Here is a 14119-nt window from a genome sequence, read left to right as displayed (position 1 = left end):
TAATCAGCATCTGGGCCGTTGTTCAAGTTAAGCGGTGCACTTCCGGTTTGAATCCAAGGTGGTAAAAAACACATGAAATGTAGTTTGCTTACTACGTCTTTATTACATCTATATGAAGCATAGATATCATGGTAAAAAAAAGAGCCGCTGAAGTATATTAGCGGCACCTTATGAAATTAAATGGTAGGCCTACCAGGGCTCGAACCTGGAATGACGGAATCAAAATCCGGAGTGTTACCATTACACTATAGGCCTATATGTTGCTGCCGAGTGGCTGCGGGCGAATAATTACGCTCAGTCGGCTCTAGATGCAACAAAAAACTGCATCAATTCCGGAGTTTTTTTTAGTTTGGCAATAATTATGAAATTTCAATGATTAGCTGTATGATTGCATACGCTTTGTAAGCCATTTATAATCTTAGAGCGGACGACCCTTTATGAAGAATAGGCAGGGATGCGCTTGAAATCTAGGTTGCACATAAAAACAGCCGAGCGGAAGTAAATTGCCGATCGGCTGTGGATTTTAAATTGCTTCTAATCGAAATTAGAGTGATCTGCGCGCTTTTACAGCAGTTGAGAGGGCCTCAAGGACGTTCTCAGTGCTCTGCCAGCTGATGCATTGGTCGGTGACAGACTGGCCGTAGACTAGCTTTGATGGATCATCACCAAGTTTCTGCGCGCCTTCGATGAGGTTAGACTCGATCATTACGGACGCGACAGCCTTGGAGCCTGCTGCAACCTGCGTGCAGAGATCCTCGATCACAGCTGGCTGGTTGCGGTAGTCTTTCTTAGAGTTGCCATGTGAGGCGTCGACCATGAGTTGCTCAGGAAGCCCTTTAGCCGTGAGGCGAGCGGCGCAAGCGGCGACATGTTCTTTAGAGAAATTTGGGCCGTCAGATGAACCGCGGAGAATGATGTGGCCAGCGTTGTTTCCTTCAGTTGTAACAATGGCTGAGACGCCTTGTTTGGTGACGGAGAGGAAGTGGTGTGAGCCTTGGGCTGCCTGAATCGCATCGAGTGCAATTTGGATAGAACCGCCAGTGCCATTCTTGAAGCCGATTGGCATGGAGAGGCCTGAAGCTAGTTCGCGGTGCACTTGTGACTCTGTGGTACGTGCTCCAATAGCTCCCCAAGAAATGAGGTCGGCTACGAACTGTGGTGAAATGGCATCGAGAAACTCAGTGGCTGCAGGCATGCCCATAGTGTTGAGTTCGAGTAGTAGCTCACGTGCGATGCGAAGTCCGCGGTTGATGTCGAATGAGCCGTCGAGGTGCGGGTCATTGATAAGACCTTTCCAGCCGACAGTGGTGCGAGGCTTCTCAAAGTAGACGCGCATGATGATGCAGAGGTCTTCTTTGTAGCGGTCAGCTAGAACCTTGAGGCGCTCAGCGTACTCAAGGGCGGCACTAGTGTCGTGAATGGAACAAGGTCCAACGACAACGAGGATCCGGTCGTCTTTGCCGAGGAGGATATCCTCAGCTTCTTGACGTGCTTTGGTTACCGTATCAGCCGCTTTATCGGTGATTGGTAGGTAGTAGGACAGCACCGCCGGTGAGATGAGAGGGGAAATGGCTTTGATGCGTAAGTCTTCAGTTGGAGAATGGTTCACACCGATGGACATTGCGCTTATCAGTCAAGGATTCAAGTATTAGTTTGTGGGAGTCTATAAATCTCTCTACAACAGAGGTCAGATGGCAATATTTTCAGAGCTAGAAGTATGGATTGATCCTCTTGCGCGGAGTGGTGCTGAGAATATGGCGGTGGATGAAATTCTGCACCATAGAGGTGGGGAGCTTCCGCTATTACGTATTTATAATTGGCGAGACGCTGCAGTGAGTTTTGGTTATTTTGAAAAACTAAGTGACGCTGTGCGTGATTTCCCAGGACCAGATATCGAGTATATCAGGCGCTGGACAGGTGGTGGTATTGTAGATCACCGAGTGGATGTGACCTACACACTGAGTATTCCAATGGGACACCCTATGGAACAACAGCGCGGCAATGCAAGTTATGCTCATATTCATCATGCTCTAGCTGAGTCGATGCAGGCTTGTGGGGTGGAGTGTGCATTGACTGAGGATAATTCGGATAGCGATGCTCGGTCGTGCTTCGTTAAGCCAGTTGCCTTTGATATTATCGGGACTGATGGACAAAAATTGGCTGGTGCTGGGCAACGACGATCGCGTTACGGCTTGCTGCATCAGGGAAGCGTGCAAGGGGTGGAGAATGGTGTGCCTTGGGTTACGGCCTTCATTGAGTCTCTATCCACTAGGGTGAAAGAAAAAGACATCACCGCTCTCGGTGATGTCTCAAAAATAGTGAAGGCGCGTTATGGTAATGCTGCTTGGACACAAAAACGTCCCTAGATTACTCCGTAGGAAGAATCGCAGAGACCAGTGCAGTAGCTGGCACCTCAGTAGGTTCTTTTGGTGCGGATAGAACGTCTTGATAGTGCCTTATGTAAAAACCTAGAGCGAGCGCAAGAATGGCAAGAATAGCAAATAGGATTCCATTCATGCCGCTTTTAGCAGTAGCTGGTGGAATGTAATCATCCTCTTCGTCTTCTTCCTCATCAAGATCCAGCGCATCGTCCTCCTCAAAAAATGCCTCTTCAGCGATTGTTTCTTTTTCTGCGGGAGCCTGCTTGATCTTGGGGAGCATGGCTTGCTGCTTGCTCTCGAATTCTTCTGAAGCGAGTACTTTGATCTCTTCTTCGGTTAGAGTAAACTCAAGAATAACGTCGTCGCCGATGTAGACAGAAATTCCATCTTCTAGATCAATCACCTGAAAGCGTGTCCCATCGATTTTGATCCCGTTAGTAGAGTCGAGATCTTCTAGGGTGAAGCCACCACTTTCACGTTTCATGACACAGTGGTTGGTGGAGGCTGAACCAGCTTCTATCTTAATTGCATTGTCACCGCCGCGACCAATTTTTGTTTCAGCGCGGTCAATTTTTAGGCGGTAGGGTTGTGGTGATTTCCCTGGTTCGGTGATGATGATTCTTGGCATAAATTAATTGATCGGTGTGGTGGTAGACTAGGCTGCAGAGCTGGGCCTTACAATAATAAACCTTTGTTGAAATGGACTTATATTTACTAGCAGTATGCTGTAGATAATAATCTTACTACTCAAATTTAGCTGGTAGGTTACACCACAATGACACTTTTTTCATTTCTTTAGGGAGAGATGAGGAACTGAAAAACAGTGCCAATAGCATATTGAAATATCTGATTGTGCATCGGTAGCAGAATCACTGAAAAGTGGACACATGAAACGTTAGAAAAATACACCTCAGTGCGGAAAAATAATACACGTATCGCCACCAAATTTCTCAACATTACTCATTCAGTAAGTGACATCATTCAGGAGTACTAATTAGCTCATTCCCTAGCTCATGCATTGGAAAAAGGAGTTAGATCCTCGATTGATTCTGCTTTTTGAAAGCCCTCATACCACCAAGAAAGAAGTGAAAAACTCGAATTCAAAGAGGCTCAGCTGGAGAATCAGTGAGATTACTTCTACTAAAGAAGGACTTTCTTCTAAACAACAGCGAAAACCTATGATTGATACTCAGCATGCGCGTTCAGTTAGGTTTCACTCAGCTTTACTCGCGATCAATTGTAACCTTCTCACACCAAAACATTTAAGATTATTGAGAAAAATCATAAGATTCACTCTTGTCTTCTCACAGGCACTCCTGTGACGACTGCATATGGAGTCTAGTGCACTGATATCACATACATACCAATACCACGACGTGCTGCTTGATTGATTGTCATGATGGAATGGCACACACGCGCAGTACTTTAACGGAAAGTGTAACACGATTGATAAATTGTTTATTATTAGGTGGTTGAGTAATTAATTCATGTCTACAGGTAGCCCGGTGAGCATGGACGACAAAGGGTGCTGACTAGACAACGTGTTTATCGAGCGCTTCTGGTGGAGTATCAAGTATGAGAAACTCAGGCTCTGGAGCTACAGCAGCGTACTAGAATTAGAAGCTTTAATTGATGACTGGATGGAGTTCTATACCCTTGTAAAAGGCAACAATCTCTCTCAAACTAAACACCATGGAGCGCCTCCCAAGAAACCCAACGAAAGACAGCTTAAGCCAGCCGAAGGCAACAAAAGCAAACGACACAAATAGATTGCCCAAAGCAGCCCAATCACCAATAATAAGACTCCATCGGTAATGTTGTCAAAATTTCACTATAAATTTCAAACCTTTGGCAACGTTTAGAAGACCACTTCACCATGAAAACAATCTCAGCAATATTCATCCTAGTTGGGGGCAGTGTGCTCAGTAGCTGCACAAGTATACTATCTGAGAAGGCCGCGGAGAATCACACTCAACCAACTAAGAAGCAATCCTCAGATGCTGGGGAGACCAAGGAGAAACTTAAAAAGCATTTATTGATACGAGAACTAACGATCGAGAAAGTTTTCGAGCTTCACCAATCTGGCTCAATACTACTGCTTGATACTAGGCCACCGATATTCTACAGGCTAGGCCATATTGAGGGAGCTCATAGCCTTCCATTGAAAAAATTCGATAAGAGTTTCGAAAATTCAAAAAGGACACTGGATGCTGCAGCTTCAGCAGGTAAAGAAATTGTCATCTACTGCCAGAGCGAGAATTGCTCAGACTCGGGTGTGATGGCGCAAGCTCTATCCAAGTCTGGTTACAATGTGAGCATTTTTAAAGGTGGTTGGGAACTGTGGAACATGTCAGGCCTTTAGACATGTCTAAACATACTCATTACACGGAGACTGCTTCAGATCTGCGGATGCAGGTGGCAGAAGCCTTAGTCGATCACGAGGCATTTGAAACACTACTAAAGCATTGTACACTCAAACGGTGCTCAGCCACTTGCTGTTACGATGGCGTTTACCTCTCAGATGAGGAAGCTAAAGGGATAAACTGCTTAGTCGACAATGAACGTGAGAGGTTTGTCGGTTACGGGCTTACATTACCCAAAGTAACCGTGGTGAAAGTGCGAGATGGTATGGCGCAAAAGACGGCGACTAGACCGGCTGAAGCTGGCGAGCTAGCTAACGATTTCCCTGAGCATTTTGAGAAGACCCGTTGCGTATTTCTTGATAGCATTGGTCGTTGTGGCATCCAACGTTTGTGCATGGAGGATAATTTAGGTGATTGGTACCTCAAACCTCTAACGTGCTGGATTCACCCAATTGTTATTCTACCCAAATCAAAATCTCGCCCTCGACCAATTATTACGATTGTGCAGTTAGATGCAGACCCACAGAAGACAGACAGTTACCCAGGCTTTGCTTCGTGCACGCATTGTGGTCGCACAGATGAGGGTGGGGAGCCGGCTTGGCTGGTGCTTGTGAAGGAGCTTCGCGCTCTCGGTGAGGTGGCTGGGAGAGATATCTTTGGTGAACTCAGCGCACCAAGAATTGACTATTGATAAATGCGGGTGACGCGTGGGGTTATGCCTGTGAGAACTTCCCATGCGATGGTGTTCGCTCTTTCTGCAATTTCAGAAACGAGGATGTTAACTCCAAAGAGTTCGACTTCATCGCCAGATTTACAGCTTGGGAGATCATTCACATCCACCATTATCTGATCCATTGTGACTCGCCCTAACACCGGGCAGCGCTGACCTCGAATGAGGACTTCAGCACCGTTGTTGGAGAGAGCTCGTGGGTAACCATCACCATAGCCAGCTCCTATTGTTGCCACGCGTGTGTCGCTCTTTAAAATGGCATCTCGGCCATAAGAAACGCCGTGCCCAGCAGGTAAAGTGCGGATAAGTGAGACGCGCGACTTCAGAGTCATTACAGGTTGAAGCTCATGTTGGTAACTTGTGATAGGCGCAATGCCATACAACATGAGTCCAGGTCTCGCTAGATTTGTTACACTTGATGAATAGTCTAGCAGTCCTGCAGAATTTGCGAGGTGAATGTATTTATATGGCTTCCCCTCGACAGCAGCTTCGAAGGTTGTAAATTGTTGGAGGGTGAATCCTCGGTCTTCATCTGCGCTAGGAAGGTGTGAACCGATGCCTTCGATTTTTATATTCGGGAGATTACTAACATAATCAACTGCGTTGTCTAAAGCTGCCGGCAGAAAACCACCGCGGCCCATACCTGTGTCCAGTGTGATATGCACCGGATTCGCGTTGCCATCGATAGCGAGCTGATTGAAGTCATCAGCCTCTTCGAGTGAGGAAATGCTGGGTGTCCAACCATTCTCAATGATCTCCTTTCGTTCATCAGGGAGTGTGGGACCAAGTAGGTAGATTGGAGTTTGTATACCTGCATCGCTGAGCTTTCTGGCTTCGATGACACTAGCAACGCCGAAGTAAGCAAGTTCCTCAGAATCTATCGCTAAAGCAATCTGCTCAATTCCATGACCATAGGCACCAGCTTTCAGTACAGCCATAACCTTCTGTTTAGAATGATTGCGAATATACGCTAAATTATGTTTGAGGGCGGAGAAGCAAATCTCAGCCCAAGCGCGTGGCGGCGATATCGTTGGGTGACTCAAAGTAGTACTATTAAAATGTCTAGAGGGAGATCTGGAAAGCAGGAATATCACAATACGCTGAGTTTTCTTGCATGGTGCTGCATGAGCATCGTATTGCTAGAGCATGCATATTGAGCAAAGCGCTTTCGAGAAATTAGGTTCCTTCTACTTAGGACGTGAATACGACCAATCTAAAAAATCTCTGGAAGACGATATAGTTCTTTATGATTCAAAAGATTTAGTGACACATGGTGTTGTGCTAGGAATGACTGGTTCGGGAAAAACGGGTCTATGTTTGAGCCTGCTAGAAGAAGCCGCAATGGATAATATTCCCGCCATTGTGATAGACCCGAAAGGGGACATTGCGAACTTGATGCTCACATTTCCTGAGTTCAAAGGCTCAGACTTTCGGCCTTGGATAAATGAGTCGGACGCACAAAAGAAAGGTCTCAGTCCCGATGAGTTCGCCGAGAAGACAGCTAGAATGTGGCAGAAGGGAACTGCTGACTGGGGCCAGGATTCGGAGCGTGTCCGATCCTTTAGAGGCAATGTAGACGTCAATATTTTCACGCCGGGCAGTAGAGCTGGTGTTCCAGTCTCGATTTTAGGATCATTGGCTGCACCACCATTTGAGGTGCTTGATGATAGTGAGTTACTAGGTGACTATATTGAGAGTTCAGTGAGCTCCTTGCTTTCTTTAGTAGGGATCGATGAAGACAGCATTCAGAGTGCTGAAGCTGTGCTCTTGAGCACTATTTTTAACCACCACTGGCAGGCTGGTGAGAGCCTAACGATGGAGAGTCTAATACGTACCATCCAAAAACCTCCCTTTGGTAAAGTGGGTGTGATTGACCTTGAGTCATACTACCCCGCAAAAAAGAGGCAGGAGCTAGCAATACGCTTTAACAATCTAATCGCTTCTCCAGGTTTCAGCACATGGATGCAGGGGCCAGACTTAGATATTCAAAAGTTCCTCTTCCAAGACAACGGCAAGGCAAGGATCTCTATCTTTTCCATAGCGCACCTTAGCGACAGCGAGCGCATGTTCTTTGTCAGCATTCTACTCAACAAAATGTTAGCTTGGATGCGCACTCAGAGCGGAACTACTAGCCTTCGGACGATGCTTTATATGGATGAGATCTATGGTTATCTTCCACCTAGCGCCAATCCACCGTCAAAAAAACCGATAATGACAATCCTCAAACAAGGACGGGCGTTTGGTCTGGGGGCATTACTCGCGACGCAGAATCCAGTCGACCTTGATTACAAGGCGCTTTCAAATATTGGCACGTGGTGGTTAGGGAGACTACAAACTGAGCGGGACAAGATGCGTGTGCTAGATGGGCTCGAGGGTGCTGCCGCTTTGCAAGACGGGGGCTTTGATCGTAAGGAGATGGAGAAATTGTTAGCTGGCCTAGATAGCCGCGTTTTCTTGATGAATAACGTGCATGACGGCGCGCTGACGGTATTTCATGTTAGGTGGGTAATGAGCTACATGCGAGGGCCACTGACACGCTCGCAAATAAAGTCGCTAATGGACCCGAAGCGGGCTGCTTGGGATATTGACTCAAAACAAGTTTCCACGTCCAGCAATCCAATGGCATTGCCAAGTTCTGGCAATCAAGCTGCTAAGCGCACAGCTAGGCCACCGCTAGGCAATGGTGTAAGTGAGTGGTTTGTCGGTGAGGGTCAGTATTCGCCACACCTTTTGCGCCAAGCTAGAATCTATTTTCACAACACGAAGTCGGGAGTCGACGGATCTCGAGTACTCCGTTTGATCAACCCAATCCGAGAGTCGGGGATTGATTGGAATGAAATGGTAAGTTGTGAGACGTCTTTAGACCAGCTTTCAAGTGAACCCGAGCCTGATTCCGATTTCACTCCTTTAGCTGGCTATGCCATGAATCAAGCAAACTACAAGAGTGTGGAAGAGGATTGGGAGGATCAGATCTACCGCTCTGAGCGAGTCCATGTTTTCTATGCTCCACTGGTGAAGGTGTATTCAAAAATGGGAGAAGGCGAAGGCGAGTTTAGAGCGCGGCTCACGCACGATTCTCGTGAAGTGCGGGATGCTGCAATTGAAAAATTACGCGACAAAATGCAGGGTAAACTGCGCACCAAACAGAACCAACTTTCCCGCGCGTACGCAGCTGTGGATCGGGAGATGGCGCAGGCTCAATCAGCAAAAATCGATGCGGGTGCTAGTATTTTGAATACGATCTTTGGTGTCTTGCTCGGATCCAAGAAACTTTCCTCAGCGAATGTGCGCCGGGGGGCCTCATCAGCGAGATCAGCAGGTAGGGCCGCACAGCAACACCGAGATGTCGAAGTGGCTGAGGCAAAAGTAGGTGATATTCAGGCTTTGATTCAGGAGATGCGATCGGAATTAGCTGAGGATATCGATGCCTTGGAGAAAAAGTTTGATCCGAGTGCTCTGGAGTTAGAGACGGTGAGCATCAAGCCCTACAAAAAAGATATTGATATCGAAGCTGTGGGTTTACTCTGGCTTGGAGAATAATACTTGCAGCCAAGCTGGGGTTTGGCGTGCCCAGATCTAGTCGTAATTTCTGAAATTCGGGATTGTTTCTTCAGTCGAGGAAGGCACTTTTCTTTTGATGCCAAAGATAGCGATACTTCCAGATGTTCTAGCCAGCCAAGTAGCGGCGGGTGAAGTGGTTGAACGCCCAGCCAGCGTGGTAAAGGAAATGGTGGAAAATTCGATCGATGCAGGTGCGAAATCGATAGAGGTCGAAATACAAAAAGGGGGAGCTAGCCTTATCAAAATCACTGATGACGGCTCTGGTATGGGCAAGGAAGATGCGCTGATGTGCCTAGAGCGCCATGCTACAAGTAAACTTAAAAATGCCAAACAACTCTCGGCAATCACAACGATGGGATTTCGCGGTGAGGCAGTTCCCAGTATTGCATCAGTCTCGAAATTTCGCCTAGCAACTCGTGAGCACGAATCCGTCGAAGGGACTGAGATCATAGTCGATGGAGGCATTGTGCAGGATGTGAAAGTGGCCGGACTACAGCCAGGGACCATTTTTGAGATTCGCCAGTTATTTTTCAATATCCCAGCGCGCCGTAAATTTATGCGTGCCGAATCGACTGAGAGCGCTCACGTTGAACACCAAGTGAAACTCCATGCATTGGCATGGCCGAGTGTGCGATTCACTATGCGCAAAGATGGACGCACAGTATTTGACCTACCCGCAACTAATGATAAGCGGATGCGCATATCGGGTATTGCTGGCACTGACGCGGGCAAAGCATTGATTGAAGTACCAGCCTGTGAGGAGTCGGACATGGAAGTACATGGCTACGTATTGCCTGCCGAATTTGCACGAAAGGGGAGACGTCAGCAATTTGTCTTCCTCAATGGACGACCGATCGAGGACCCAGCTATTAGTCGAGCACTCAAAGATGCTTTCAAAGGAGCTGTGTCGGATGGACTGAATCCATCGGCATGGTTATGGATAGAGATGGACCCAAAGTTGGTGGACGTGAATGTTCACCCCGCGAAAAAAGAAGTCCGCTTCCATAAACCTTTTGAAGTACGCCACTTGGTTCTAACCGCCGTTGAGGCAGCCTTGGTGGCCAAATCTGAATCAGCTAGTTCACTGCGTGGTGAGCCCAAAATTATATCGCGTAAGGATGGTTCTAGTTCTCCGCTTAGGAAACCCTTTGAAAAAACCTCTGAGCCAGAGGTTCACCCACCGGTCCATTCTCGCGAACCAGTCTCGGCGGCATCGCCTCAATCAATTTTACATGTCAGCCCAACAGAAGCCGATGTTAAAGCTAAGTTCGCGGTGAAGGCCAAGGCTGAACAAAAAGAGCTAGAAATAGAGGCTGATGTTAAAGATTCCCCCCAGTTTTCAATTCTTGGAGTATTGCACGACCGGTACATTTTACTTCAAGGGGATGACGGATTAGTTGTCATGGACCCCAAGGCTGCTAGAGAGCGAATGGTGTACGAGTCTTTGCTAGATGATGAGGCCGGTGGCTTGGAATCTCAAGGGTTGTTGGTCCCAGAATTGGTTGATCTAGACCCAAGAGACTTCGATGTGGTTATGACCAATCTGGAGAACTTCACGGAGGCTGGAATCAGTCTCGAACCATTTGGTGGGGGAACGATCCAGGTCCGAAGTATGCCAGCGGTCTTAGGCGATAAAGACCCGCGTGCTTTCATCTCCGCACTGATCGATGAGTTAGTGGAGACCGTAGGCGGCAAGCGTGCCAAATCGATGGCGTTTCAGGTGTTCGCTGAGAAGTTAGCCAAACGGGCAGCTTGCAATGAAGTGGCTAAACGGAATGGTAATGAACAATTCCTAGGAGCATTGTTCCAGTGTGACCTACCTTATTGCGCACCAGACGGCCGTCCGACTGTGATCCACCTTTCTTTGAAGGAACTGGAGCGTAAGTTCAGCTAGCAGCAAAAAAAGTAAGACGCCTAACCGATTTCTCAGTTAGACGCCTACGCGGCAAAAATTTTGTGGTGAAGTGGTTGAGCCTGTTACGTCTCGATAACCAACGTGTCCCCATCGACTTTGATTGGGAAGGTTTCGAGGCTGTAGGTACTCTCCGTTAGACACTCGCCAGTTTCTAACGAATAACGGTACTTATGGAGTGGGCAGATAACGATTGGCACACCATCGGCATCGCCAGTGAGCCCACGTGAGAGCACCATGCGTCGGTTTTGCGGGTTGAAGTTTTGAACTGCGTACCACTGTTGTTTTGTTGGTAGATTGAAGATTGCGATTTGTTTGCCGCCGACCTTCACACAGCTACCAAGGTTGAGTGGGTAGTTAGAAATTGGACCGATATTTGTCCATGTTGATTCATTGATCATAGTAAGTATTTTATTTGATTTATGCGTTAGCGAGTTCACCAGATTCTTCCTCATTTGCTTCATTGAGGCGGGCTGGGCAGATCTGACCGCGGAGGTCCACAAATTCGACAGTTTCGTCTACTTCATCTGTGTTCTGGAAGTGACTGAAGCGCTTGAGTTTTTCTGGATCGTCAATCGCGTTTTTCCACTCGCATTCGTATGTCCCGATGAGGTGGGCCATTTGGCTTTCGAGCTCATCACAGATACCGAGGGAGTCATTGATCACCACGTCTTGAAGGTGCGCTAGGCCGCCTTCGAGTTTAGTCATCCATGTGGATGTGCGCTCAAGTCTGTCGGCTGTCTTGATGTAGTACATGAGGAAACGATCGATATATTTGATCAGAGTCTCACGGTCAATGTCTGTGGCGAAGAGGTCACCGTGGCGTGGTGTGATACCGCCATTTCCGCATACATAGAGGTTCCATCCTTTTTCTGTGGCGATGATACCGAAGTCCTTGCTGCGAGCTTCTGCGCATTCGCGAGTGCAGCCTGACACGCCACCCTTCAGTTTGTGCGGTGAACGGATACCTCGGTAACGCTTTTCAATATCTATGGCGAGTGTCGTTGAGTCTTGGACACCGAAACGACACCAAGTCGAGCCAACACAGGACTTTACTGTACGAAGAGCTTTACCATAGGCGTGACCTGATTCGAATCCAGCATCGATGAGCTCTTTCCAAATGGGTGGTAGATCGGCTGCACGGGCTCCTAGAAGATCAATTCGCTGACCACCTGTGAGCTTCATGTAGAGATTGTATTTCTTGGCGACTTCACCAATGACGATGAGTTTATCAGGAGTGATTTCACCACCAGGGATGCGGGGGATAACCGAGTAGGTTCCGTCTTGCTGGATGTTAGCGAGGAAGGCATCGTTAGAGTCCTGTAGAGGTGCGTGCTCGAGAATTGGCAGGTTCCAAGTGGAAGCAAGGATAGATGCTGCTGCTGGCTTACAAATTTCACAACCAAGACCAGAGCCATGTTTCATGAGGAGTTCATCAAAGGTTTTTATACCTGTTGCACGAACGACTTGGTACATTTCCGTGCGGGATAAATCGAAGTGCTCACAGAGACGATCGCTAACTTCTACTCCAGATTCACGCATCTTCTGCTTGAAGAGGTCGGTCATCATTGGAACGCAACCACCACATCCAGTACCGGCCTTGGTGCATGATTTGAGACTAGCGACTGTATCGCAACCATTTTCGATTGCTGAACAAAGGTCACCTTTAGTGACTGCTTCACAGGAGCATATCTGTGCTGAGTCAGGGAGGTCGCCTACACCAACACCTGCTGGCTCGCCATCGCTGGCGGGCATAATAAGCTGAATTGGGTCGCATTTAATCGGTATCTCATTGAGATACATCTGATGGAGGGAGCCGTAAGCACTAGCATCACCGACTAAAATACCACCTAGTAAATTTTTGCCATCTTCAGAGACTACCAGTTTCTTGTAGAGTTTGCCGTGGCTGTCATTGATGACGATTTCACTAGCATGGGAACCATCGGGAATGTCAATCGCGCCGAAACTTGCCACGTCTGTACCGATGAGCTTGAGCTTTGTGGACATATCAGCACCGGTGAAGGTTGCTTCATTACCAATGAGTAGTTCACTCACTGCATCAGCCATTTGGTAGCCTGGTGCTATGAGACCGTATATCATTCCTTCGTAGAGAGCGCATTCGCCAATAGCAAAGATATTAGGATCATTTGTAAGGAGGTAGCTATCAACTTGGATGCCTCCACGAGGTCCAACTTCGATTCCAGCATCTCTGGCAAGTTCGTCACGAGGCTTGATGCCTGCGGAAACGATAATCATGTCGACCTTGAGTTCAGAGCCGTCGGCGAACTCCATGGCCTTTACTTTACCATCACCAGCAATGTTGGAAGTGGACTTTGAGAGGTGCACTTGAATACCACGATCTGCAATAATATCTTTAAGGAGAATTCCCGCTTCTTCATCTAACTGTCTGGGCATGAGACGTGGAGCAAACTCTACAACATGTGTACGCAGGCCGAGATCTTGCGCCGCTTTAGCTGCTTCTAGACCGAGTAAACCACCACCAATAACGGCGCACGATTTGGCTGTCTTTGAATATTCCTTGATCGCGTCGAGATCTTCGATTGTACGGTAGACAAAGACTCCTTCTTTATCGATACCTGGAACAGGAGGCACAAAAGGAGCGGAGCCTGTAGCCATGACTAACTTGTCGTACGCGACCACTTTTCCTGATGAGGTGATCACGCGCTTTGCTACTTTATCAATCTGGGTTACTTTTTCGCCAACGTGGAGTTCTACATCATTTTCTTCGTACCAACCGAACTTGGCCATACTGAGGTCTTCAGCGGCTTTTCCAGTAAAGTACTCGGATAGGTGTACTCGGTCATAGGCAGGGCGAGGTTCTTCGCAGAACGTGACGATCTGAAATTTGTTCGCAGTATCTTTATCCACGAGACGTTCACAAAACTTGTAACCGACCATTCCATTTCCTATAACTATTACTCTCTTTTTCATAAATTTATTGCCACCTTGCATGCATTCTCTTGAGCACAGGGCGTGCCACAAAAAGATCTGCCCCATGAACTAAATTCATGGGGCAGATGATTCAGCTTACTAGATTATCATGGTTTGGGTGATCAGAATGTGTAGTTAAGTTCTACAGAAAGTTGAGCAATGTTATCATCGAACTTATTTGTGGTATCATTATCTCCGAAGAAGTAGGCATACTTAGCAA

10 protein-coding genes and 1 tRNA gene are annotated in these 14119 nt (G+C 47.4%); 5 read left to right on the top strand and 6 right to left on the bottom strand.

The window, feature by feature from the left end:
- Positions 1–181: 181 nt before the first annotated feature.
- Together ABGY95_RS07070 and ABGY95_RS07065 are read right to left on the bottom strand one after the other, a co-directional pair.
- A tRNA-Gln gene (locus ABGY95_RS07070) sits at positions 182–255 on the bottom strand.
- 289 nt (positions 256–544) lie between these two features.
- Entirely contained in the window at positions 545–1621 is a 1077-nt protein-coding gene (locus tag ABGY95_RS07065; RefSeq protein WP_347440987.1) for a 3-deoxy-7-phosphoheptulonate synthase, read from the bottom strand.
- Between the two features lie 70 nt (positions 1622–1691).
- Here ABGY95_RS07065 and ABGY95_RS07060 point away from each other — a divergent pair, with 70 nt between their 5' ends.
- Positions 1692–2366, top strand: coding sequence for a hypothetical protein (locus ABGY95_RS07060; protein WP_347440986.1), 675 nt, complete (start codon positions 1692–1694; stop codon positions 2364–2366).
- Position 2367: 1 nt separating this feature from the next.
- Here ABGY95_RS07060 and ABGY95_RS07055 read toward each other — a convergent pair whose 3' ends face one another.
- A complete protein-coding gene (locus ABGY95_RS07055) occupies positions 2368–3009 on the bottom strand; it encodes an FHA domain-containing protein (protein ID WP_347440985.1) in 642 nt (213 codons plus the stop codon).
- A gap of 1248 nt (positions 3010–4257) precedes the next feature.
- Between ABGY95_RS07055 and ABGY95_RS07050 the strand changes: the two genes are divergently transcribed.
- Positions 4258–4743, top strand: coding sequence for a rhodanese-like domain-containing protein (locus ABGY95_RS07050; protein WP_347440984.1), 486 nt, complete (start codon positions 4258–4260; stop codon positions 4741–4743).
- Between the two features lie 2 nt (positions 4744–4745).
- Positions 4746–5435, top strand: coding sequence for a hypothetical protein (locus ABGY95_RS07045; RefSeq protein ID WP_347440983.1), 690 nt, complete (start codon positions 4746–4748; stop codon positions 5433–5435).
- Here the strand turns inward: ABGY95_RS07045 and alr are convergent.
- On the bottom strand, positions 5429–6517 hold the full coding sequence (gene alr, locus ABGY95_RS07040) for an alanine racemase (protein ID WP_347440982.1): 1089 nt from the start codon (positions 6515–6517) through the stop codon (positions 5429–5431). The two genes, ABGY95_RS07045 and alr, sit on opposite strands and share 7 nt — an antisense overlap.
- A gap of 103 nt (positions 6518–6620) precedes the next feature.
- On the opposite strand from alr, the gene ABGY95_RS07035 reads away from it, so the two are divergent.
- Positions 6621–9014, top strand: coding sequence for a DUF87 domain-containing protein (locus tag ABGY95_RS07035; RefSeq protein WP_347440981.1), 2394 nt, complete (start codon positions 6621–6623; stop codon positions 9012–9014).
- Positions 9015–9111: 97 nt separating this feature from the next.
- Positions 9112–10929, top strand: a complete 1818-nt coding sequence (gene mutL, locus ABGY95_RS07030) for a DNA mismatch repair endonuclease MutL (protein WP_347440980.1) — start codon at positions 9112–9114, stop codon at positions 10927–10929.
- 83 nt (positions 10930–11012) lie between these two features.
- Here mutL and nirD read toward each other — a convergent pair whose 3' ends face one another.
- Together nirD and nirB are read right to left on the bottom strand one after the other, a co-directional pair.
- Positions 11013–11348, bottom strand: coding sequence for a nitrite reductase small subunit NirD (gene nirD, locus ABGY95_RS07025; RefSeq protein ID WP_347440979.1), 336 nt, complete (start codon positions 11346–11348; stop codon positions 11013–11015).
- A gap of 19 nt (positions 11349–11367) precedes the next feature.
- Complete coding sequence (gene nirB, locus ABGY95_RS07020) at positions 11368–13899, bottom strand: nitrite reductase large subunit NirB (protein WP_347440978.1); 2532 nt, start codon at positions 13897–13899, stop codon at positions 11368–11370.
- Positions 13900–14119 lie beyond the last annotated feature (220 nt).

It is taken from the genome of Rubritalea sp., assembly GCF_039830215.1.
Classification (GTDB): domain Bacteria; phylum Verrucomicrobiota; class Verrucomicrobiia; order Verrucomicrobiales; family Akkermansiaceae; genus Rubritalea.
Note: the sequence above shows the minus strand (reverse complement) of the source record. Positions and strands in the feature narration are given on the sequence as shown.